Origin of the sequence: Corallococcus praedator (assembly GCF_003612125.1) — a bacterium.
GTDB classification, from domain to species: Bacteria; Myxococcota; Myxococcia; order Myxococcales; family Myxococcaceae; genus Corallococcus; species Corallococcus praedator.
In genome coordinates, this window is sequence record NZ_RAWI01000112.1 from 1 (window position 1) to 24,091 (window position 24,091).

Here is a 24,091-nt window from a genome sequence, read left to right on the forward strand (position 1 = left end):
TCCCGGGGGCCGGCGGGCAGACGCATTTCTAGGGGGCGGAGCACACGGCCATCTCTCAGGTGGGATGGAGATCCCTCCCCCTGGATACCCATGGCAAGGTGCCGCGTCGGGACTGTTCGGAACATCCCTTGCACAAAGCGCCCCCCATGCCCCGTCTGAAACTCCTGATGTTGTTGAGCTGCGTTGGCCTGGCCCCCGCATGCATCGAAATTCCGCCCATTGAAGACCCGGTGGGCGACTCCCAGCCGGATCCCAACGCGGACTTCACCCTCTCCGTGATGTCCACGCAGGAACAGGTCCTTCCCGGTGGAACACTGGATTGTGAGGTCCACTTGGCATGGGCGGGGGTGAAGGGAGGAGATGTCACGTTGAGCCTCCTCAACCCTCCCGCCGGCATCCAACTCCAGCCAGCCACCCTGTCGTCGGGGGAAACGCGTGCGCAGTTGAGCATCGGCGTCGGGACGTCCACTGCGGCAGGGACCTATTCGCTGACGATCCAGGGCCGGAGCGGTGCGGTCACGAAGCAGGCCACCCTGGGGGTGACCATCAAGGAGGCTGGCGATCTGGTCGTGAACTGGGTCGTGCCGACGCCCGGCACGGCGTACACCCGTGGAACGCTGCTGCTCCAGTTCACGGTGGAGGGAGGCTCCGCGGAGGCCGTGGAGATCCTGAAGGACGCCAGTGTGCTGGCGGAGCCCACGGGAACACCCTACGCATTCACATGGGACACGACCCAGGAGGCGGAAGGCACCTACCAGGTGTCAGTCCGCGCGACCCGTGGCGGCGTCTCCTTCGTCAGCGCTGCTCGGACGGTCATCGTCGACCGGACGGCTCCGACGGTGAGTTCCTTCCTGCCAGCCAGGAACGCCACGAACGTTGGAGTGAACGAGTCGATCCAGGTCACGTTCAGCGAGCCCATGGATCCGCGCTCCATGAGGGAGAACGCGGTGTACGTGACGACGAGCGGCGGCGCCTATATTCAAAAGTCCGCCAGCGTCTCCGCGGATGGAAGGACACTGACCCTCAAGCCCCTGGAGCCCGTGGTGGCCCCGGAAACCGTCGACGTCACCCTGGATCCTGGAACGGGCCTCGTCTTCGAGGACCTCGCGGGCAACATCTTGCTCGACACACCAACGTGGTCGTTCTCGGTGCCAGCGTGGCTGCCCCTGGGAGGAGCCATCAGCGCAAACGAAGGCAAGACCTCTGCAGAGGATGTTGTGTTGAAGATGGACCGCAACAACCAACCTGTGGTCGCCTGGTCTGAGTCGGACGGAAACACCAAAAGCGTCTACGTTGCACGCTGGACTGGAAACGCCTGGAACACCTTGGGGGCCCCCTTGAGTGGGTTGCTCCCCATAGGCACGGATGCGACGCACCCGACATTGGTCATCGACTCATCCAACCGGCCGGTTGTTGCCTGGCAGGAGGCCGCTGGAGATGGAATGACACGAGATATCTTCTCGCGGAGATGGATGGGGGCGTCCTGGGAATCCCTACCCACCATTTCTATTCCAAAGAGCGGAGGTTCCGACTATCTGGGCTGGCCCGCGCTCGCACTGAATGAAGCCGGTACACTGCGGCTCTATGCAAACCATCAAAATGAAGGCCTCGCAGAAATCAGGGCCTACGAACTGGTAGCGGGAGGTCCGTCCTGGAGCGCCTCGGCATTGCCCATCCCCAGCAACTACATCCGAGCTGAAACTCCCTCCGCATCCATCTCCAACAGCGACGCATACGTTGCCTATAGCGTTCTCGATCTCTCTGGACCTGGCGATGGAATCCGAGGCATCGGCGTTGCCAGGAATGGTTCCCTTCCTTTGGGCAATCAGCTGATTGGCCAGCTTGCTTTCTCACCGTCGATCGCCGTCGACAGCAATGGGCGCCCCTGGGTCACCTGGATTGAGGTGCCCACAGGCAAACCGTCGTCAGAAGGGTTGGTCTATTGGACACGATGGGAGGGCAACGCCTGGACCTCTCCGGCCGCTGTGAGCGGAGCAGCGACTGGCGATCTTCTCCCCGTCTTGAGCATGAGCATCGGGTCCCCCCATGTCCTCGCCTGGAGCGGAATCATCAACTCTGAGAGAAGCATTCATGTCAGGCGTTGGACTTCCAATCAGTGGCAGAGCATTGGCCAGCCGCTCAATGCCCTGACTGAAACGGCGACTCCTGCTTTCGCTCCGTCAATCGCCATGGATTCAGACGGACAGCCTGTGGTTGCCTGGACCGAAGAAAGTGCACTGTCCGCAAGTGTCTACGTTTACCGCCTCAACCATTAGCGGAAGCAAGCGCCCTACCGGGCAGGCCTGGCAGTCGAGGACGTGGCTGCACGGGAAGCCCTGAGCGTACGAATCACCCCTGGCGCTTCGGCACGACCAGTCCTCGACTCAGTCGGTTGAGGACCCGTCGCTTCTGCCGGCGCTTGTAGCTCTCATGGGCATTGTCCCCGACCTCATTGCGGCGGGCCGTTTCCTCATCCGCGATCTGGAACTCCACCAAGGCGAAGGTGACCCGCCCCTTTCGAAGGCGGGTGTCGCTCTCCGGCGGAGGGAGATATGGATCCATCCGCAGGGGGAGATCCACGACGAAGTTGAGGACCTGGTAGGAGCTTCCCGAGAAGGCATTCCCGGTCCGGTCCTCGCGGTCTTCAAAGTCCCGGTCCAGGTGGAGTTGGGGGATGAACTGCTCGAAGTGGGGGTTCTCCGCGAGGAGCCCCTTGAACGGCAGCAGGGTGTTCTCCGTCTGGCCCGGAACGACGAAGTTGAAGGGGAACAGGCGCTGCGTGAGGAAGTAGAGCACCGGGAGCAGGTCGGCGCGGGTGCGGGTGATGACGCGGAACCGCGTGCGGTCGTACACCTGGGCCGCCACGGTCTCCTTCTTCGCGATCAGCTTCGTCACCAGGGAGTCACGCGTCTTGATGGAGTGCGCGAACTCCACGACGGGCAGCCCCAGTTCCTGCATCTCGCGCGCAACCCCCAGCACCTTCTCCGTGACCATCTCCGCCAGCTCGGCTTCGGAGGCAGCCAACCGGAAGAGCAGATCGCGGCCCTCGATGTGCTGGATGACGTGCATCACCTTCAGGACGATGCAGGCGATGCGCCGGTAGCGCGCGAGGCCCTTCGCTCCGGAGGCGAAGAGGAAAAGGTCGTGGATCTCCTCTGGCTGGGCCACCGCGTCCGCGACCCTGTAGTCAAAGGTCTTGCGCAGGTACTCCACGGCGTCCGCGAGCACCGTTCGTGCCCAGGCGTCGTCGAAGGAGCGCGACACGTCCAGCTGACAGAGACGAAGGAACCGGTCCACCTCATCCCTCGTCTGGAAGTGCATGCGCCGCCAGTCAATGACGGAGCCACCTCGCAGGATGAGCCGGATGCGCTCAAGTTCGCGCAACCCCATCTGCGGCACCGGGCAGACAGGAATGGCGGAGAGGACGGGAACGAGGGAAGGGGCCTTCACGATGCTGTTCCTAGCTGGCTGGAGCCCCAAGGGAAAGCCCCGCAATGCGAAGGGCCCCAGCCTGGGAGCAGGCAAGGGCCCTCGTTTCCACGTGCTCCTGGACTACTTGACCGCGACTTCCTTGCCGTTCTCGAAGCGGGCCTGATGGACGATCTTGCCGTCCTCGCTCAGCTCCTGCACCACGCCGTTCTTCAGCCCGTTCTGGTACTCCTCGATGAAGTGGGGCTTGCCGCTGGCGAAGTAGAGGAACCGCTTCCCGTGGTAGTTGTTCTCACGGAACTCCGTCTTGCCGTACTCGTTGCCAGCCTCGTCAAAGAACGACCAGGTGCCGGTCTTGAAGCCGTTCGCATACTGGCCCACCGCCGCCTTCTTCCCATTGGCGTGGAACGAGCGGTAGGGGCCGTGAGCGACGAAGTTGCCCCCCGCGAGGTCCTGCTTCCGGCAGAACAGTCCGTCCGCCTTCGAGCCGGTCTGCTTGGTCCCTTCGGGGCAGGTCACCTGGGTCGTGGTCTCTCCAGCGAAAGCGACAGGAGAAGCGAGAGCCAACCCCAGGGTGAACATCCGCATCAGCTTCTGTGACTGCATGAAGTCTCCTTGTGAAGTCGCCGGAATGCCCGTGCGCGCACCCAACAAGACGAGGAAGAGCTAAATGAAATTCATGGGCCCCCGCAGCTCTCACCGAAGCCCGACCCGGGAGGCTGTGATGGGCCCAAACGAAGAGCCCCGCCCCGAGATTCCGGGCGGGGCTCCAAACAACCACTTCTGCTCAGGGGCCCCAGGACTCAGGTGCCCCTCATCCGGCCCTGACTAGTAGGTGGACTGGAAGCAGAAGAAGTTGCCACCCGTGAAGTAGTACCCAAGGGAGGCCGTGTTGGACGAGGCCGCGACGCAGAGGTTGGCCACGATGTCCGCGCGATCCCGGTTGGTGCCCGTGACCACGTAGTTACCCTGGGAGGAGCTGATGGAAGGCGCCTGAGCGGTGCCGTTCACCAGGACGTAGAACAGGCCGTTCAGCTCGGCGGACGTGGCCGGGAAGGGCGTGCTGGAGTACGCGGAGATGGTGATCTTCACGCGCTTGGGGGCAGACGCCGGGCAGAAGCTGTCCGTCGCGGCGCTCGTGGTCGCGACCTTGAAGATGATCGGACCCGTGGTGCCCAGCGCCGACTTGTTGCCGAAGTTGGTGTAGTTCTCGCAGGTCGGAGCCGTGGGCGCCTGGCAGGTGCCGCTGTAGCAGGCCGAGCCGTACGCGCAGGTCGCGCGACCCTCGCCGGAGCACGTCGTGGTGCCGCCAACGCACTGACCGGTGGCCGTGTCGCAGGTCTCGCCCGTGCCGCAGTCGCTGTTCTTGGTGCAGCCGGTGTTGGTGCCGGGCTCTTCGCAGCGCTTGGACACCGCGCCGCAGACCAGGGACGTGGAGTCATCCTCGTTGCACAGCTGGTTGGTCTTGCACTGGCAGACCTTCGCCGTGTTGGTCGCACCGGCGAGCGCAGCGCACTCCTTCTCGGTGTCCGGGCAGTCCGCAGCGCTCTCGCAGGTGTCCATGCACACGCTAGCGGCCGTGTTGCAGAAGCCGGAGGCACAGTCGGTGTCGGACGAACACGACTCAGGCGTCGTCGCGTCATCACCACAGGCGGTCAGCGCAAAGCTCATCGTGCTCACCGCGGCGAGCATCACCATCATCTTGCGAAGCTGCATTCGGAACTTCCTCCTGGATTGGTGCGTCACCCGGTGCCTCCGGCCACGACTCCAGGCACCGGGTATTGAAGTCGAGCGGGCTTTAGTCCCCTCGCTCCAGACGTGTCAACGAGTGTCGACCGACCTTCCAACGACACCGCCCAGGGGAAATTCACTGTTCACGAAAGCGCACAATCCCGCCGCACCTCACAACGACATCGCCGTCATATCTGGCGGCGATGTCGCTGTTGCGTTTCAGAACGTGAACGGGAAGTCGATGGGGTCGCCCTGCTTCTGGTGCTTCGGGAAGGACCACCCCTTGATGAGACCCGTGATGCAGGTCGCCATGTAGCTCTTGCTGAACTCGTCGGTGCGGCACGACACGCTGCTCGTCTTGCCACTCGTCTGGACCGTCCAGCGCATCACCAGCTTGCCGCTGAGGGACGGATCCTTCGCCTTCTGCTCGTTCACGCACTTCACGATGGAGGGCTTGTTGTTCAGCACCACCTGCATGATGTCCGACTGCTGGAGGCGCTCCAGCGTGCCGCCGCCCGGCTCGGGCGGGATGTAGGCCGTGGCCGTCGTCTTGCCCGCGGGCTTCGTGCTGGCCGGCGCCTTCTTCGTGCCGAACAGCTCGTCGAAGTCGTCGTCCCCGCCACCTGAATTCGAGGACGAGGCCGCCGCCGTGGGCTTCGACACCGTGATGGCCTCTTCGTCATCCTCACGCGAGCCACCACGGCTGGTGCTGTGGCCGGAGCCCGAACGACGCTGCTGGGTGCGCGGTTCCACCTTCGCCACCGCCGTCCCCATGTTGGGCGCGGTCGTCGGAGGAGGCGTCACCGCCGCGGGAGGCGGCGTCACCGCCGCCGGAGCCGCCGCCACGGCGGGCGCGGTCGCAGGAGGCGTCCCCGCCGCCACGGGCGCGCCCGCGGCAGGGGTTCCCGCCGCGGCCGCCGGAGCGCTGTCCGCCGGGCGCGTCGGCGCCACCGCGACCTGGGTCGGCGGGTCCACGGGGCGTTCGGACGAATTGCCGCGCGCGACGTAGACGACCGCGGCACCCGCGATGACGAGCACCCCCGCCGTCACCGCGACCAGCATCCCCGTGCGGCCCTTGCCGCTCGTGGGCGGCGCCGCGGGCGGCGGATAGGCCGCGGGATAGCCCGGGGGCGGATAGCCCTGGGGCTGCTGCCCGTAGGGCATCTGCGCCTGCTGCTGCGGATAGGCCTGGGGCTGCGGCGCGTACTGCTGCACGGGCTGCTGCGGCGCGTAGCCCTGCTGCGGCTGCTGCGGATAGGCCTGGGGCGCGGCCATTCCCGGCGCGGCGCCCATCATGGCCACGGGCATCGCCGGAGACGACTTCGGCTCCGGGGGCGGCATGGGCACGTCCAGCAGGCGCGCCTGGGACACCGGCTCGCGCTCCAGCGAGGGCGCCGGACGCGGAGGCGGCTTGGTGAGGGCGTCGTTCTCCTCCTTCACCAGCGAGGCCAGCACGCTCGCGGCCGAGGGCTTCCAGCCCACCGGCTCATCCGGCGCGGTGGACCCTCCACCCAGGCCCGGCCGGTTGCTGCCCGCGCTGAAGGCGGACTCCACCGGACCCGCGGCGATCGTCGGCGACGACGTGGACACCGGCGCGGGAGCGACGATGACGGGCTTCGCCGGACGCGGCGCCAGCACCGACGCCAGCTCCGCCGTCTCCGACAGGGGAATCCAGTCGCTGAAGCCCGAACGCCAGCAGAGGTTGTCGGGGCCCACCTCGCCCCGGTCCCAGGCGTCCTTCACCTTCTCCACCGACCAGGGGCCCACCTGCTTCTCGTCGATGGCGACGTACCACTCGTGCGACGTCGCGGCCTTCGCGTCGTCCAGCGAGGGCTCGGCGGCCTCGGCTTCGGCGAGCTTGCGCACCGTCTCGGCCTTCGCGGCCTTCACGGCTTCGGCTTCCGCGTCGCGGGCCTGCGCCTTCTGCGAACCGGTGCTCAGCACCTGGTCGAAGACGGCGCCAATCTCATCCTCTTCCACGTCGGTGAAGAGGCCACCTTCCGGCGGCGTGCCCAGCGTGGCGGGCAGCCCGGTGCCGGACTGCTCCACGATGCGCGGCGCATTGGAGTCCGCGGCGCCGCTCTTGGCTTCCGTGGACGCGGGGGTGTCCGCCCCTCCCTCCTTCCCCGCCGATGCTCCGGCGGGCCTCACCAGGATGGTGTGACCACACTTCTTGCAACGAAGCTTGACCCCCTTCGGGCCAATCTTGTCGTCGCTGATCATGTACTGCGCGCGGCAGCTGTCGCAGACGAAACGCATCGTTCCCGTAAGCCTCAGAAATGACGGGCGAAATCCCGTCGGAATCGTAGAAGTGGCCACCGGGTGAGATCAAGGACACCCGCCTTGAACGCCCGCCTGCTTTCAACGCGTGAACCCTCGCGCCGGTCTGGGGCCACTATTTTCGTGCTTGCACTTCCACGTGTGTGCCAACAGCCACACGCAGCTCCTGCAGGTCCTCGGACGTCGCAAACACCAACAACTCCCGCAGCTTGGTGCGGGACGGGACGCGGAAGGACGACCCCGTCTCCCCCTGTACCATGCGGCGCACGGGCTCCAGTTCGCCCGCGGCGAAGAGGCCCGCGCGCGAAGCCGTGAGCTCCGCGCCTTCCAGCCAGGTGCGCACATCCTGCGGCGTCGCCGTGGGCAGGTAGGCCCGCGCGACCTTCGCCAGGGCGGCCCGGTCCGGCTCGCTCAGGCTCTTGTGGAGCAGCTGCCGCTCCACGTCCACCAGCCGCGGATCCACCGTGAAGCGCACGTTGCCCACCACCAGGCTGAGCGCGGCCTGCACCACCGCCTCCAGCCGCTCGGGCGCGACGCGCTGGCTGAACGCCAGCTCCGGGCGGGCCAGGGCCAGCGTCCGCCCCAGGAGGTAGTACACCTCCTTCTGACCCTGCTCTGCGAAGTACTTGCCGCCCACACGCACGCACGCGGGATGCGTCTGAAGCAGATCCACGTTCACGAGCGGCTCGGGGGCCGGTTCGTTGGAGCGCTTCGCCAGCCGCTCACGCGTGGCCACGAGGAACGGCGAGTACAGCTCCACCGCCTCCATGTTGAAGAGCCGCGCGACGTAGCGGTAGTGGTTGACGTGGTACTCCTGCGCCGTCGCCACGTCGATGCGGTGGCGCTTCGGGACGAGCTGGTACTGCGGGAAGGGCACCGCGTACAGGTGTCCCGCCTTCTCGAAGAGCAGCCCCAGCAGCTCCGACAGCGGCCCGCGCACCTTCGGATGGAAGAGCGCCGTCTGCCACAGCCGGTCCGTCAGCGGACGCTGGGCCAGTTCCTTCTTCTTCGCGTAGGGCCCCAGCTTGGTGAGGATCTCCTGCTCGTCCTCCCCTGCCTCGCCCAGGAGCCCCGACACGGCCTGCGCCGCGAGCCACGCGGCGTCGTAGTCCTTGCGCACCGCGGACAGCCGCACCAGGTGGCCCACCACCTTGCGCGGGTTCTCCGTGTTCGGCAGCGCGCGGCGCAGCGCCACGATGGCCTCTTCCTCGCGGCCCGGCATCTGACCGGCGACCTCCGCGAACGTCTCCTGCATGGCCGCGTCGTCCGGCAGGCCCTTCGCCGCGACGCCGTAGGCGGCCACCGCGCCTTCCGGGTGCTTGAGCACCTGGAGGTACAGGTCGCCCAGCGCGCGCCACAGCGTCATGCGCGCCGGGTGCGTGTCCGGCGTCTTGGGCAGACGCGAGAGCATGCGCGTGTAGTTCTCCTCCAGCACCTTCCACTGACGCGCGCCACCGAGCAGCGCCTCCAGCGCGCTGAAGGCCTCCACGAAGCGGTGATCCAGGTCGAGCGCGGCGTTGAAGGCCTGCGTCGCGCCCTCCACGTCCTTCAGCTCGTCGCGGCGGATCTCCCCGAGCGCGAACCACACGCGCTTGGCCTTGTGCGGCTCGGACGCGAGTTCGGGCAGCGACAGCATGCGGCCCAGCACGTCCGCGGCCTTCTGGCCCTGACGCGTCTCGCGCAGCAGGCGGTAGAGCGCGTCCATCACCTCCGGCGCTTCCGGCTGCGTCTTGAGGGCGCCGCTGAACGCGTCGATGGCCATGTACGGGTCGTGCAGCTCGTCGCGCGCGATGCGGCCCAGCTCCAGGTAGACCTTGACCTTCGCCTCGCCCTCCAGGCTGTTGACGAGGTCCTGGCGCAGCTCCGCGGACTTCTCGAAGCGGCCCGCCTTGTCCATCAGCGTGACCAGCGCACGCAGCGTCGGCTCGTGCTGCGGGTCGATGGCGATCGCCTTCTCGAAGTGGTTCTGCGCGCGGTCCGCCTGGCCCAGCGCGGCGTGCACGTCACCCAGCTGCCAGTAGACCTCCACCACCTCCAGGTCCGTCAGCTCCTCGCGGTGGTGGATGAGGATGGTCTGGAAGACCTTGAGCGCGTCCTCGTACCGCTTCGCCTGCACCAACAGATTTCCGTAGCCCTCCAGCGCGGGCAGGTACGTGGCATCCAGGCCGTAGGCCTTCTCGTACGAGCTGAGCGCCTTGTCGCGCCGGCCCAGCTTCTCCGTCACGTAGCCCAACCGGTAAAGCTGACGGCAGAGGTCCTGCGCGACGGCGGCGTCCTTCTCCGCCATGGCCTTCTCCGCCATCTTGCGCGTGACGATGTCGAGCATCCGCTCCGCCGACGCCCAGTCCTCGCGCGCGATGTAGACGTCCGCCAGCGGGCGCGCCGCCTCCAGGCTGTCCGGGATGTTCTTGAGGGCCTCTTCCCAGTAGTGGGTGGCCGTCTCGCGGTCCTCGCGCGTCTCCGCGTGGTAGCGCGCGACGTCCAGCAGGGCGCGGCCCTTGGCGGCCGGATCATCCGTCTGCTGCGCCTCCTGCAGCAGCGTCTGCTCGTAGCCGCCCCAGTCCTTCTCCTGCTCCTGGATGCCCTTGAGGGCGCGGATGGTGGGCAGGTGGCCCGGGTCGATGGCGAGCGCCTGCTGGTACGCGTTCCGGGCGCTGGACATGTCCGACAGCATGTCCTCGTTGATCTTCCCCAGGCGGTGCCACAGCTCCACCGCCACCGGGTTGTTGCCCACGACCTGCGCTTCCTTCTGCAGCATCTCCAGCGCGAAGGGCCAGTTGCCGCTGCGCTCGTAGAGGTTGCCCAGGGCGTGCAGGGCCTGACGGGACTCGGGGTCCGTTGCGAGCGCCGCGTGGTAGCTGTTCACCGCGCGGTCCACCACCTTGAGCTGCTGGTACTGGACGTTGCCGATCTCCACGTACAGCTCCGCCTGCTCCTGCGGACTGGTGGCGAGCGCGAGCTGGCGCTCGTACGCGGAGATGAGGTCCTCCCACCGGGCCTGCGCGCGGCGCAGCCGGATGAGGGACTTGATGGCCGGCACGTTCTGCGGGTCGATGGAGAGCACACCCTCCACGCACGCGTCGGCGTTCGCCGGGTTCTGGTACGTGTCCTCCCAGATGGTCGCGCTGCGGAAGAGGACGCGGACCTTCTCGCGGTAGTCCTGGCTCAGCTCCAGCATCCGCTCGTAGATGGCGAGCAGGTCCGCCGGCTGATCCAACCGGATGTGCAGCCGCTCCAGCGATTCCAGCGCCTCGCGGTTGACGGGGTCGAACTCCAACGCCATCCGGAACGCGGAGACCGCGGACTCGTCGTCCTTCAGGTCGCGCTCGTAGACGGTCGCCACCTCCACCTGGATGCGCGCACGCTCCTCCGCGGACGACGCGAGGTCGCGCGCCCGCAGCAGTGTGGTGGCCACGTCGCGGTGGGCCCCTCCACGCCGGTAGAGCTTCGTGAGGACGCCGAGCGTCTCCTGATCCGGCTCCAGCTCCAGCGCGCGCAGCAGGGCACTGGCCGCTTCGATGGGGTCTTCCAGCGTCTCATCCCAGACGCGGGCGATCTCCTTGAGGATGCCCTTGCGCGCCTCGATGGAGCCCGCCGCTTCCAGCTTCTGCTCCAGCGCGACGACGTACTCGCGGTCGCGGCCGCGCCGCTGGAACACCGCCGCCAGACCGTCCAGCGCGGTGGCGTTGGTCGGGTCGAACTCGAGGATCTTCCGGAACGCCGCTTCGGCGGCCTGCGGATCATCCAGGCGCGTGTCGTGGATGCGCGCCAGCGTGGCGTACAGCCGCTCCGCGAGCGGGCCGCGGGGCAGCTCGTCCGCGACCTCCTCGTAGACGGCCGCCAGTTCCTCGTGACTGCCCGTCTCGTCCGCGAGGCGCTCGACCTCCTCGCGCAGGCCGTCCTCCGTCGCGTCCAGTTGCAGCGCGCGGCACAGCGCCAGGAAGGCCACGTCCTTCTGGCCCAGGCGCTCTTCCTGCACGCGGGCGATCTCCCGCAGGGCCGCCAGCTTCTCCTCGTCGGTGACGAGGTGGGGCATGTAGCGGTCCATCACCGTCGCGTACGCACGCCAGTCGTTGTGCGTCCGGTACAGCGTGCACACGCGCTCGTAGGCGGTGCGGTTGGCCGGATCCAGCTCCAGCACCTTCTCCAGCGCGCCCGCGGAGAGCTCGGGCTTGCCGCCCTGCCCTTCCCACAGCTCCGCGACGGTGAAGTACGCGGCGATGGCGGGGTCGCGCTCCTCGGTCTGCAGGTGCACCTGGACCTTGAGCTCCAGGGCGCGCACCGCGTCGTTCCACGCGCGCAGCGACACGGACAGCGCGTACACGCGCTCCAGGTCGGAGACCACGTGCGGCTCGACCTCCAGCGCTCGGCGGGCCGCGTCCAGCGACTCCTCGCGCCGGCCCATGCCCGCGAGCACTTCCGCGAGGCGCAGGCGCAGCGCCTTCACGCCCTCGCTGTTCTCCTGCAGCGGGACCAGGCGGCGCAGCACGCCCACCAGCTCCTCGCGCTGGCCCGTCTCGTCGTAGAGCTCGCGCAGCGTGTCCAGCACGCCCCGGTGACGCGCGTCGCGGTCCAGCGCGGCCTTGAAGTACGGCACCGCCGCGTCCGGCTGCTTGAGCAGGCGGTACACCACGCGGCCCAGCCGCTCGTTGAGCCGCACCACCTCGCGCGGATCCAACGTGATGGCCAGACGGCCCTCGAGCAGCTCGCGCAGGTCCTGCGGACGGTCGGCGCGCTCGTACAGCGACTCCAGCGCGGAGAAGACCTGCTCGTTGCGCGGGTTCTTCGCCAGCAGCTCGCGGTACAGCTCGATGGAGCGGGACAGGTCCGACAGCCCCTCGGCCGACACCTGCGCCATCTTGCCGAGCACGCGGTCGCGCTCGCTGCCGACGACCTTGTCCGCCTGGAGCTTCAGGATGCCGTAGAGCTTCTCGGACGCACCCGCGCCCTCGTAGATGCCTTCCAGCAGCCGAGCCGAGGCGAGGTGTCCCGGCTCCAGCGCGAGGATGGCCTCGTAGGCGCTCGCCGCGCGGTCCGGGCTGTCCAGCCGCTCCTGGTAGAGCTGCCCCAGGCGGAAGAGGAAGCCCAGCTTGTCCGCCGGGGTGGCCGCCCCGGTCGCCAGCGCTTCCAGCACGCCGGCCAGTTCCGGCCACGCCTCCAGGTGCAGGTAGAGCCGGTCCAACGCGACCAGCGAGCGCTCCTGCACCGAGGCGTGCAACGTGCGCGCACGCTCGAAGTAGGACACCGCGCGGTCCGGGTCGCGCAGGCGCGTTTCCAGGACCTGCCCCAGCTTGAGGCACACCTGGGCCGCGTCGGCGGCCTCGGCGATGCGCGGCAGGGCCTCTTCGTAGAGCACCACCAGCTCGTCGTAGCTGCCCGCGACGTCGGTGGCGTTCTCCAGCCGGCGGCGCACCTCGCCGTCGTTCGGATCCTCCTTGAAGCCACGGTAGAGCGCGAGGAAGGCCAGCTCGCTCTCCCCCTGCGTCTCGCGCAGCGTGGCCAGCTCGCCGAGCAGCCGCTTGCGCTCGACCGCGTCCGGGGACACGCCGACGCGCGTTTCAATCAGCTGCGCAAGCCGCGTGACGTCACCGCTCGCGCGGAAGGCGCGCAGCAGCGTCTCCACCGCCAGCAGGTTCTGGGGCTCGCGCGCCACCAGCGCTTCCATGCGGCCCACCGCGCCCGGGTGGTTGGGCTGCACCGACAGCACCTCGCCGTACAGCGACAGCGCGCCCACCTTGTCGAGCAGCTTGGACTCGCGCACCGTCGCGAGGCGGAACTTCAGCTCCAGTCCCTCCTCCGGCGGCATCAGCGCGATGCGCCGCGCGAGGACGTCCGCGAGCTCCGGCCAGCGCTCCTGCTTCTCGCAGAGCGCTTCCATCCGCGCGAGCGCGGCGGCGTCATCCGGCTTGAGCTCCAGCAGGCGCCGGAACGTGGCCAGCGCGCCCAGCGTGTCCTTGAGCTGCTCCTCCTGCAACGCGCCAATCTGGAAGAGCACCGTGGCGCGACGCGCCGGCTCCTCCGACAGCGCGAGCTGACGGCGCAGCACTTCCAGCAGCTCCGACGGACGGCCCTGCGACGCCACCAGCCGCGCGGTGCCATCCAGCGCTTCGTTGTCCGTGGGCTTCAGCTCCAGGACGCGCTTCCATGACGCCAGCGCCTCGGCTGGCTCGCCCAGGTCCACCTGGAGCCTCGCGAGCGCGCGGTACAGCTCCGCACGGGCGGCGTCGCCCGCCTTGGGCGCGACCTCCATCAGCACCGCGCACAGCTCCTCCGGCGCCTCCGCCTTGTCCACCAGCGAGACGCACAGCTCCAGCGAACGCGGGTCCTCCGGCAGCTCGCGCAGCGCGCGCGTGGCGGACAGGAACGCCATCTCCGCGTTCTCCAGCGCGGTGGCGTAGATCTCCGAGATGCGGCGCAGCAGCGCGGCGCGCTCCTGCGGCACGGCCTCCGCGGAGGCACGCGACTCCAGCATCTCCACCTGCTTCAGGTGGTTGCCCACCGACGCGAAGACGGGCTCCAGGGCGCTGGCCGCCGCGCCTCGCAGCGGACTCTCCGAGCGCGCCAGCTCCTCCAGCGCGCCCACCGCTCCCGGGTGGCCCGCGCGCCGCGCGAGGACCGCCTGGTACAGCTCCAGGGCGCCTCGCGGATCATCCAGGCGGGAGACCTTCAGACGGCCCAGGCGCACCCGCAGGTCGGACGCCTCTTCCTGCGCGTCGCGTGCATCCGCCATCTGGATTTCACGCTCGACGTGCTGCGCGAGCTCCGCCCAGCGCTCCATGTCCGCGAGCACGCGGCCCAGCAGCTTCAGCGCGTTGGCGTTCTCCGGCCGGCGCTCCAGCACCTCGCGGTACGTCTGCGCCGCGAGCGACTTGTCCGCCAGCGTCTCCTCGGCCAGATGCGCCAGCTCGAAGAGCAGGTTCACCTGCGAGGCGGGGTTGCCCTCCGCGGCCACCTGCCGGCGCATGACGAGCGCCAGCTCCCGGTGCGCGGCCGTGCGCCGGTGCACGCGGGCGATGGCCTCCAGCACCGTCTTGTTCATCGGGTCGCGCCGGCTCACCTGCTCCCACGCGCGCACCGCCAGGTCGTAGCGCTTCAGGCGGTTGTCGTAGATGGCCGCCAGCCGCCGCCACAGGTCGCCCGCGAGGGGCTCCGCGGGGTCGCGCTCCAGCTGATCCTCGTAGGCCGCCGCCACCTCCTCGAAGGAACCCGAGTCCGCCGCGAGCCGCTCCAGCTCGTCGCGCACGGTGGCTTCCGCCGGCTGCTCGTTGAAGGCGCGCAGGCGCGCGACGAAGGCGAGCGACGTCTGGCCCAGGCCCTCGCGCAGGATGGCGATCTCCTGCAGACGCTCCAGCCGCTTCTCCGGCGGCACTCCGGGCAGGAGCACCTCCAGCACGTCCACCAGCTTCCGCGTGTCGTTGAGTCCGCGGTAGACGGGCTCCAACAGTCGCGCGGCCTCCAGCCGGGGGCCGTCGTGCGCGAGCAGGCGCTCCAGGCCCGCCACCACCTGACCGTCGCCCGGCGACAGCTCCAGCAGCCGCCGGTACACGGGCAGCGCCTCGGAGGGACCGACCTCCTTCTCCAGCAACTGCGCGCGGCGCAGCAGGTACGCACGCCGTCCCGGCTCGTCCGGCGTGATTTCGGCGAGCTGATCCAACACGTCCGCCTGCTCCACGAAGCGGCGCGTCTTGGCGTACAGCTTGTCAAGCGCGAGCAGCCCTTCCGGCACCTTGCTCAACGCCAGCGCGGAGCGGAGGATCTCGATGGCCTTCGCGTCCTCACCCGAGCTCGCGTAGGCCTCGCCGGCCTTGAGCAGCAGGCCCAGGCGCGTCTCCGGATCCGTGGCGAGCTGCGCCTGACGGGCGTAGACCTCCGACAGGCTCTTCGCGTTCTGCCCCTTCTCGTACAGCCGGGACAGCGCCTCCAGCGCCTGCCGGTCCTGCGGCGCATCCGCCAGCAGGTTCTTCCAGAGGCGCGTGGCCTCCTCGGGCTGATCCAGGCCCTCGCGCAGCTCCGCCGCGCGGCGCAGCAGGTCCAGGGCCGCCGGGTCGCCGGAGGTCAGGTCCACCGCGGCGCTCTCGTAGATCTCCGCCAGCACCTCGTGGCTGCCCGTCTCGCGCGCCAGCCGCTCCAGGTCCGGCCGCACGCCGTCGCGGTCCAGCCCGTTGGCGAACGCCTTCACCGACGCCATGAACGCGAGCGACGGCTGCTGCATGTCGCGCTCGTAGATGCGGCGGATCTCCCCCGCGAGGATGATCTTCTCCACCGTGAGCGCGGACTCCATCCGCGTCTCGCGCAGCGCCACCCGGCGGGCATGGTCGCCCACCTGCGCCAGCACCTTGTCCAGCACCTCCAGCGCCGCCCCGCTCGTGGGCACCGCCGCCTTCACCCAGGCCTCCAGCGCGGCGCGCGCGCCCGGATGGCCGGGGTCCTCGGTCAGGATGCGCTTGTAGAGGCCCAGCGCCGCGTTGGCGTCGTCCAGCTCCGTGCGCAGCAGCTCCGCCAGCCGGAAGGACACCTCGCGGCCCTGCGGGCTCTGCCCCTCCTGGTTGCGCCGCAGCGCCAGCGTCCACGCCAGGTCCTTGGAGCGGTTGAGGTCCGTGTAGAGCCGGTCCAACGCGGTGGCGGCCTCGCGCTGCGCGGGGTCGCGCTCCGCGATGGCGCGCCATGCGGCGGCGGCGCTCTCCTTGTCGGTGAGCTTCGTCTCATGCAGCAGCGCGGCCTCGCGCAGGCACACGAGCTGATCCGCGGGCTCCTGCGTGGCCACCGCCAGCTTCTCCAGCACCTCCGCCAGCGCCGCCCACTCCTCGCCCGCGCGGTGCAACCGCTGCAGGGCCCGCAGGCTGTCCAGGTTGCCCGGCTCCAGCACCAGCAGCGCACGCAGGGCCTTCACCGCCCCGGGCCGATCGTCGAGTTTCTTCTCCTGCACCTCCGCCAGCTCGCGCAGCAGCGCCGCGCGCGCAGGGCCGACATCCCCCTCTTCCGTCAGCTCGCTGATGATCTCCGCGAAGCTGTCGAGCGAGTCCGCGTCCTCCGCGGCCTGACGCGCGGCGGCCCGCAGGCCCGCGTCCGCCGGGGCCATGCGCAGCGCCCGGGCAAGGGAGGCGAAGGCCAGCTCCGGCTGCCGCAGATGCGCCAGGTGCACCTGGGCCGCAGAGCGCAGCGCCTGCACCCGGCCGGCGTCGTCGCGCGCCACTTCCGCGAGCACGTCCAGCGTCGCCACCAGCTTGCGGTGTTCCTTCGTGCGCTCGTACGCGGGAATCAGCGCGCGCGCCGCCGCCTCGCGCGACGGGCCCGAGGCCAGCATCGCTTCGAGCGCCGCGAGCGCGTCCGGATCCGACGGACGCTGCCGCAGCAGGTCCGCGTAGCTCTGCACCGCCTCCGCGCTGCCGTCCTGGGAGCCCTGCAGCAACTGCGCGCGACGCAGCTTCAGCCGCGACACGTGGTCCGCGTCGCCGGCCGTCTCCGCGAGGCCAATCATCCGCGCCAGGGTGTCCCCCAGCTCGCGGTCCATACCCGCCTTCTCATAGAGCTCGGCGAGGCGCGGCAGGTGCCGCCCCTCCTCCGCCCCGTGGGTGATGGCGGACTGGAGCGCCTCCGCGGCCTGCAACGGACGGCCCAGCTCCACGTTGAGGTCCACCAGGCGCAGCAACAACTCCAAGCGCTCCGGCCCTCGCGTGGCGTGGATGCGCTTGCGCAGCAGCGTCTCCGCGTCCGCCGAGCGGCCCGCGCGGCCGTACAGCCTGACGAGGCGCTGGAGCACCTGCGGGGCCTCGGGCGCACGCGACAGCGCGGCCTCCAGCGCGGTGATGGCCTCCGCCGCCATCCCGCCCTCCTCCGCCAGCACCGACGCCTCGGAGAGCAACTGCACGGCCAGGGCCGGGTCCTCGGCCTCCGTCGCGAGCGTGCGCAGCACGCGTCCCAGCTCCGCGTGGGCGGACAGGTCGCGCGCAAGGCGCGCCGTCTCCGCGCGCCCCGCTTCGTCCTTGGGCTCCTCGCGCACCATGCGCAGCCGCGTGTCGAAGGCGGCCCGGCTGTCCGCGAGCTGCTTCTCGTGGATGCTCGCCAGCACCGTCAGCAGGCGCTTGCGCGTCGCCGCGTCCGTCGTGGAGTCCAGTTGCTGCTGGAGCGCCGCCACCTGCCGCTGATGGTCGCCCGTGCGGCCGTAGTGGTTCGCCAGCGCCTCGGTCAGCGCGACCGTGCGCACGCCGCCCGCGGCCAGTCGCTCCAGGCCGCCCACCACCACGCCCGTGGACACATTCTCCGCGAGCAGCGACAGGAACAGGTCCGCCGCGTCCTCCTGGCGGTTGAGCCGCTCCGCGTACAGCTTCGCCTGCCGCGCGGTCCACTCGTTGCGCTCGAGCTGCGACTCGGCCAGCGTCGCGAGCTTCGCGGCCAGGGACGCGGCCTCCTCGAACTTCGACAGCGCGACACACAGCGCCTGGAGACGCTGCACCGCCTGGGCATCCTCGGGCGCCAGCTGCACCCACTGACGCACCAGCGCTTCCAGCTCCTCCGGGGGCGCGCCGGACGCCTCGCGCCGCGCGATGTCCGTCTCCAGCCGCGTCTTCGGATCATCCGCCAGCGCCGCGACCGCCTGCAGCGACTTCACGGCCTCGCTCGCCGCCGAGTCTCCCGGCACGCGCGAGAGCACCTCGCGCCACGCGGCCTCCGCGCGCACGGGATCCGCCAGCGGGCCCTGGAGCAGTTGCGCCAGGTGCCGCCACAGCGCCACCGCCACCGCCGGGGGCGTCGCCGCCTGCGCGGCCCGCAGGAGCGCGTGCGCCAGCGCGGGCTGCGCGTTGGCCTTCTCCGCGTGCTCCACCACCGTGTTGAGCAGCAGCGGACGTCCAGGCTCCAGCTCCAGCGCTCGCGCCAGCACTTCGAAGGCGCCGCGCTCGTTCTCCTGCTCCTCGAACATCAGCGCCAGCGCTTCGCAGAACGCCACGCGCTCGGCGCGCGGACGCGGCGCGAGCATGGCCAGCTCCAGCAGCGGCAGCACTTCGTCCAGCTTCTCGTCTTCCGCCAGCAGGCGCGACAGCTGGAAGGCCGCCAGGGCGTTGGTGGGCTCCAGCTTCAGGGCCGCTTCCAGGTGCTCCCGCGCCGCGTCGGAGTCCTTCAACTGCTGCATGCACAGGTCCGCCAGCCGCAGCCGGAGGCTCGCCTGCTGCGCGCGGTCCTTCACCGTGCCCAGGTAGCGCTCCAGTGTGGCCACCGCTTCCAGGTAGCGCTCCTGGCCCAGCATCAGCTCCGCGGCCAGGCTGGCCGCGTCCGCGCGCGACGGATCCGCCGCCACGGCCTTCTCGAAGGCGACCAGCGCTCCGGCCGCGTCGTTCATCCGCCCCAGCTTGAGCGTGCCCACGCGCAGCCACAGGTCCACCTGCGCCGTGCGGTCGCGCGCCTCGCCCGCCATCGCCTCCAGTTGCACGATGGCCGGACCATGGTCGCCCGCGCGCGCCGCCATCCGCTCGATGAGCGTGAGCGCTTCGGGCATCCCCGGCCACAGCAGGAAGCAGCGATCCAACGCTTCCTTCACCTTGCCGGTGGCGGTCGGCTCGTACCAGGCGAACAGCTTCGCCACGAGCAGCGACAGCCGCGCCGCGCTCTTGCGGTCGCGCTCCTCCAGCGACATGCCTCGCAGCATGCGCACCTTGTCGCGCCACACCTGCTCGAAGCGCTGCATCGCGCGGGTGGCCTTCTCCGCGCGCGCGTTCTGCGGATCCAGCTCCCGCGCCACGTCCAGCACCTGCTGCGCCAGCGCATGCTCGGTGGGATCATCCACCAGCCGCTCCGCGAGCCCGGCGTACTCCTCCGCCATGCCCGCGTCACCCAGCGCCGCGCGCTCCCGCTGCAGCGCCTCGAAGGCCGGCTGGAAGCGCTCCTCGCTGAGCAGCAACTGCCGCACGCGCCGGAACGTCGCCCGGTCCGGCTTCACCCGCGCCGCGCGCTGCAGGCACAGCACCGCGCGGTCGCGCCGGAAGAGCTTCTGCTCGTACAGGTCCGCGGCCTTCAGGTAGTGGCCCGCGCTCTCGTCGCCCTGGGTGGCGGCGCCCAGCCGCTCCAGCACTTCCACCAGCGATGCCGAGTCCTGGCGGATCTCATGCAGTCGCTTGAGCCCGCGCAGCGCGGGCATCGGATCCTTCGCCACCAGCAACGCGCGCTTGAGCAGATCCTCCGCGCGCGGGGCATTGCGCTGCCGCTCGTGCGCGAGCTCCGCCGCGCGGCACAGCAGGCGTGCCGCCTCTTCCGTGGGGACATCCCTCGAGCGTCCCTCGTACAGGCGGATCAGCTCCTCGACCCGGCCTGATTTCTCCAGGGCCGCTTCGGTCTCGACGAAGGAGCGGTCATCGGTCACACGCAGCGTGGGACGCGCAGGGGTGGAAGGCAGTTCCATGATGCTCGGGGGCCAGGGGGGTGAATGAAACAGGGGCGCCAGCGGCCGGAGTGTACCGGCCGCGGGCGCCCCCGGGCAATCGCGCAAAACCCGTCAACCGATGGGATTTATTGGCTTTCTTGCTCGCCAGCCGAGGAAGCATTTTCCGTCGTCGCCGCCGCGCCATCCGCGTCGTCGCCGGCTTCCGACTTGTCCGCCGCGGGGGGCGTGGCCGGGGCGTCGGGAAGGGCCTTGGCCCGCTCCAGACCCGCGCTGTCGTTGAGCTGCGTGTACAGCGCCACGGCCTTGTCCTTCTGCTGCAGCTCTTCCGCGATCTGCGCGGCGCGGGGCAGGTCGCCCAGCTTCTCGTAGAGGGGCAGCGCCTTGTCCTTGCGGCCCGCCTGCGTCCACGTCTCCGCGGCGGCGGCCGTGTCGCCCAGGAGCTCCAGCCACCGGGCACGGCCGGCGGGCTTCTGCTCCTGTTCGGCGCGCGCCAGCTCACGCTGCGCCAGCTCCTTGGCCTCGTCCTCGAGGGTGAGCCGCTGCATGAAATGGAACGCCTTGGGCGGAGGCAGGGGGCTCAGCACCTCCACCGCCTCGCGCCGCTGGCCCACGGCCACCAGCAGGGTCGCCGCGCCCAGCCGGTCGCCACGCTCCACCAGGGCCTTCACCTCCAGGCCCCGGATGCGGTTGGCGCTCGGCAGGTCCCGGGCGCGCTCGTACGCCTTGCGCGCCAGGGTCAGCTTGTTGGCGCGCTCGTACGCGAGCGCCGCCTGGTCGAACTGGCGCGCGCGCTCGTACAGGCCGGCGACCTTCTCGAAGTCGGCCTTGGCGACGTAGTGCTCCATGAGGAGCTCGTACGCGCCCGCCTTCTCCAGCGTGGGGCCAATCTGATCCGGAGGCAGCGTGCCCACGAGGCGGCGGGCCGCGTCGTTGTCCTGTCCGGCCAGCGCCGTGCGCAGCGCGCTCTTCAGGTCCCCGCCCGCCTCGAACAGGCGGGTGGCGTCCGCGAAGCCGTTGTTGCGCTCGTGCAGTCGCGCCGCGTCGCGCGTGCGGCCCAGGCCTTCCAGCTGGGTCGCCTGCTCCTTCCAGTCGCCCGTCAGCTCCGGCATCGGCGCGCGCTCGGGGCGCTCACCGCGGGCCGGACGCTCGCCACGCTCCGGACGCTCGGCCCGGGGCGGACGCTCACGACGCTCGCCGGCACCGGCAGCGCCACGCTCCGGACGGTCGCCACGAGGAGGACGCTCGGAACGCTCCCGGCGCTCGCCAGGACCGCCCCGCTCCGGACGCTCGGACCGCTCGCGCGGCGCCTCGCTCCGGGCAGGCGCCTCGGGCTCCGGCGTCGGCTCGCGACCACTCAGCGCGAAGGCCGCCTGCGAACGCTCGCGGTCACCCGCGGCGCGCCAGACGCGGCCCACCAGGGTCATCACGTCCAGCCAGGCCCCGTGCTTCTCCTTCGCGGGATCCACGGCCGGAGCCGCGGGAGCCGCTTCGGCGGGAGCGGCACCTTCGCCAGCGCCTTCGGCGGCCGGAGCCTCCGAGGACGCTTCGGCCGGAGCCGCCGCCTCGGTGCCTTCCGTCGTCGCCGCCTCTTCCGGAGCCGCGGCGCCCTCTTCCGGCAGGGCCGGCTTGGGCTGACGCTGCACTCGCAGGAGCGTGGTGATGAGGCGACCGCGCGTGTTCAGGTCCAGGTCGTCCAGCGACTTGAGGTTCATGGGCCGCAGCGAGCGGACAATGGCCTCCAGCGGACCCTTCTCCGCGCCAAAATCATTCTTGGAGAGCGCCTTCTCCAGCACGCTCAGCTCGGCGATGACGCGCTGGCCCGGACCCACCGGACCCGCATCACGGTCGCGGCCACGGCCTTCGCCCCGCCCGCGCCCTTCACCATGGCCACCGCCGCCAGGACCGCCACCACGACCGCCGAAACCACCCGGCCCGTCACGGCGAGGCCCCTGACCAGGCGCGCCCCCGTTCGGACCGCGTCCACCCGGACGCGATCCACCGCTTCCATTCTCCTGAGCCACGTGAATCTCCCGCTAGAACGCGTAGCGAATGTTGGGCGCCACCGCGAACCCGAAAGCGCCCTTGGAGGCGAGGTAGTTCCCCGTGACCTCCAGCCCCACCGAGAAGTGGCGCAGCCGCGTGTAGTACTCCACTCCGGGCCCGGCAAACACAAGAATGTCGGAATCCGGGAGGAGCTTCTTGGGAGAGAACATCGCGTACCCCGCGCCGGCGCGGGCGTAGATCCACGTGCGCTTGACCTCCTGGCTGTCGGCGAAGCCCACCAGCCTGGCGCGCAGGACGGCGCCCGGGACCAGCATGGTGAAGTCACCGGAGGCGGCGCCCTGCGAGTAGCCGATGTACTCGGCGCCCGCCGTGTTCGCGGAGCCCATGAAGAAGACGCCCAGCGACAGGCGCTCCCCCAGGTCGATGCCCAGCTCCACCTGGGCCATCTGTCCGGACGAGAAGGGCCGGGGGCCCTGCGACGCGGGAGGGTTGGCGATCCATGACGGGCCGCCGTACACCGCGAAGTACACACCGCGCTCGACCTCGTCGAAGGTCACCGCGGGCCGGTCCTGGGCGGCGGAACCGGCGCTGGGAGTCTCCTGAGCGGCCGACACCCCGGGAAGGAGGAAGGCGGCGCACAGGGCGAGAGGAGCAAGGACTTTCTGCATGGAAGGCAGCCTGGGGGGGCAGGACTCCCGCGGGGAACGGGAGGAGGAAGTGAAGAAGCGGGCAGCCCTGTCGCCAGGGCCGCCCGCGCGGACACGGATGAAATCGAGTCTAGGCTAGTCGCCGGCCTGCTTGAAGATGAACGGGTACGTCACGATCACGGAGCCGCCACCCTTGGGCTCCGGGAACTTCCAGGTGCGCACGCGGCCCGCGACGCAGGTCTCCAGGTCCGAGTTGCCCGCCGTGGACTGCGCGACGTTGGACGTGGCCACCGAGCCCGTGGCGCTGATGATGAACTTCACGGAGACCTTGCCGCCCAGCTTCGGGAAGCGGTTGAGCAGGCTCTCGTAGCAGTAGCGGATCTGCCCGCGGTTGCGCTGGATGACCTGGCGGATGAGCTCCTTGTCCAGCGAACCCATGACCTCCGGATCCGAGGACGTGATGCCCACGTCCACGCTCTGCTTGCCGCCGAGCGTGCCCACGCCGGTGCCGTAGCTGCCGCTGCCGCCGCCACGGCCCTTGGTGCCGATGCCGCCGATACCGATGCTGTCACCGGTGCCGCCGCCGCCACCGCCGCTGCCGCGCAGGCCCAGGCCGCCGAAGCCGCCCGCGTCGCCCGCCTTGGCGCCGAACATGTTGCCCATGGCGCTCTTGAGCTCGCCGCCCAGGCCCGCCTTGCCGAAGATGGTGGAGATGCCGCCCTTGCCACCGCCGAAGATCTTCGCGGTGAGGGCGCGCGCCTCGTCCTTCTTGTTCGGGTCGCCTTTGGGCGCGGTGCGGTTGTTGGCCTTGGGCGCGTCCTTCTTGCCCATCTGGCCTTCGTCACCGCGGGACTTCTGGGCCATCTCGCCCGACTTCTTCTCCTTCTGCTGGTTCAGCTTCTCCAGGAACTTGTTCTTCTGCGTCTCCGGCGCCTTGATGATGAGCTTCGCGATGCGCGCGTCATTGCCCGCGAGCTCATCCGCGTACTCATCCCCTTCGCCGCTGCTGTTCATCGAGTGGATGACGAACGCGGTGGCGATGAAGAACATCACCAGGAAGATGTTGAGCGCCGTGTAGTCCAGGTTCTCGCCCAACGGCACGACGACGCGCTTGGGCACCGCCTGGAACTGCGCCTCCAGCGTGAGGCCTCCCAGGTCCACCCAGAAGAAGTCGTCGGCCTCCAGCGTCACCGCGTAGGACTCGCCCTCGTTGGAGGCCTTGCCCGACTCGATGACCGCTTCCAGGTCGAGCGTCTCGCCCTTGCGGGTCAGCTCGCCCTTCATCTTGCGCGCGAAGCGCACGGAGAAGGACTGGCCGTCGGTGCGCAGCACCTCGAAGGACGGGCCGCCCAGCTTGGCGTCGCCCATCACGAAGTCCACGCCCTTGGCGCTGCCGACCGTGAAGCCCTTCTTTACGCCCGGGGGCACGAAGAACTCGCCCACGCGCTGATCGCCCCAGAGCAGGCGCAGCGACACGCCCTGCGGACCGTTGGACTTGGTGCGGCGCACGGTGCGCACGCGCGGCGCCTCCTCCTCGTCCGAAGGGGCCTCCTCGACCGGAGCGGCGGGCGCCACGACCTTGTTCTTCTGCGTGGGCGCGACCGACGCATCCAGCGCGGCGGGGGGC

10 protein-coding genes are annotated in these 24,091 nt (G+C 69.9%); 1 reads left to right on the forward strand and 9 read right to left on the reverse strand.

Annotation, left to right across the window (positions count from 1 at the left end; translation table 11 throughout):
• Positions 1–146: 146 nt before the first annotated feature.
• A complete protein-coding gene (locus D7Y13_RS16700) occupies positions 147–2,276 on the forward strand; it encodes an Ig-like domain-containing protein (RefSeq protein WP_120581880.1) in 2,130 nt (709 codons plus the stop codon).
• Between the two features lie 73 nt (positions 2,277–2,349).
• On the opposite strand, the gene D7Y13_RS16705 is transcribed toward D7Y13_RS16700, so the two are convergent.
• The 9 genes from D7Y13_RS16705 to gltG form a co-directional block, all read right to left on the reverse strand.
• The gene (locus tag D7Y13_RS16705; RefSeq protein ID WP_199732640.1) at positions 2,350–3,450 is read right to left on the reverse strand and encodes a TIGR04552 family protein; all 1,101 of its coding nucleotides are present in this window, start codon (positions 3,448–3,450) and stop codon (positions 2,350–2,352) included.
• 102 nt (positions 3,451–3,552) lie between these two features.
• A complete protein-coding gene (locus D7Y13_RS16710) occupies positions 3,553–4,035 on the reverse strand; it encodes a toxin-antitoxin system YwqK family antitoxin (protein ID WP_120531295.1) in 483 nt (160 codons plus the stop codon).
• A gap of 222 nt (positions 4,036–4,257) precedes the next feature.
• Entirely contained in the window at positions 4,258–5,145 is an 888-nt protein-coding gene (locus tag D7Y13_RS16715) for a hypothetical protein (protein WP_120581879.1), read from the reverse strand.
• 234 nt (positions 5,146–5,379) lie between these two features.
• A complete protein-coding gene (gene gltJ / locus D7Y13_RS16720; protein WP_120630718.1) occupies positions 5,380–7,419 on the reverse strand; it encodes an adventurous gliding motility protein GltJ in 2,040 nt (679 codons plus the stop codon).
• A 136-nt stretch (positions 7,420–7,555) separates the two neighbouring features.
• A complete protein-coding gene (locus tag D7Y13_RS16725; RefSeq protein WP_120581877.1) occupies positions 7,556–19,831 on the reverse strand; it encodes a tetratricopeptide repeat protein in 12,276 nt (4,091 codons plus the stop codon).
• A 107-nt stretch (positions 19,832–19,938) separates the two neighbouring features.
• Positions 19,939–21,642 carry a tetratricopeptide repeat protein gene (locus D7Y13_RS16730; protein WP_199732639.1) on the reverse strand — a complete coding sequence of 568 codons (1,704 nt, stop codon included), beginning with the start codon at positions 21,640–21,642 and terminating at the stop codon, positions 19,939–19,941.
• Positions 21,609–21,812: a hypothetical protein gene (locus tag D7Y13_RS48700; RefSeq protein WP_199732638.1), complete on the reverse strand. Its 204-nt coding sequence runs from the start codon at positions 21,810–21,812 to the stop codon at positions 21,609–21,611. Before D7Y13_RS48700 ends, D7Y13_RS16730 begins: the two co-directional genes overlap by 34 nt.
• Before the next feature lie 34 nt (positions 21,813–21,846).
• Positions 21,847–22,485, reverse strand: a complete 639-nt coding sequence (cglE, locus tag D7Y13_RS16735; protein WP_120531300.1) for an adventurous gliding motility protein CglE — start codon at positions 22,483–22,485, stop codon at positions 21,847–21,849.
• Between the two features lie 114 nt (positions 22,486–22,599).
• A partial coding sequence (gene gltG, locus D7Y13_RS16740; RefSeq protein ID WP_147452457.1) for an adventurous gliding motility protein GltG occupies positions 22,600–24,091 on the reverse strand: 1,492 nt, incomplete at its 5' end.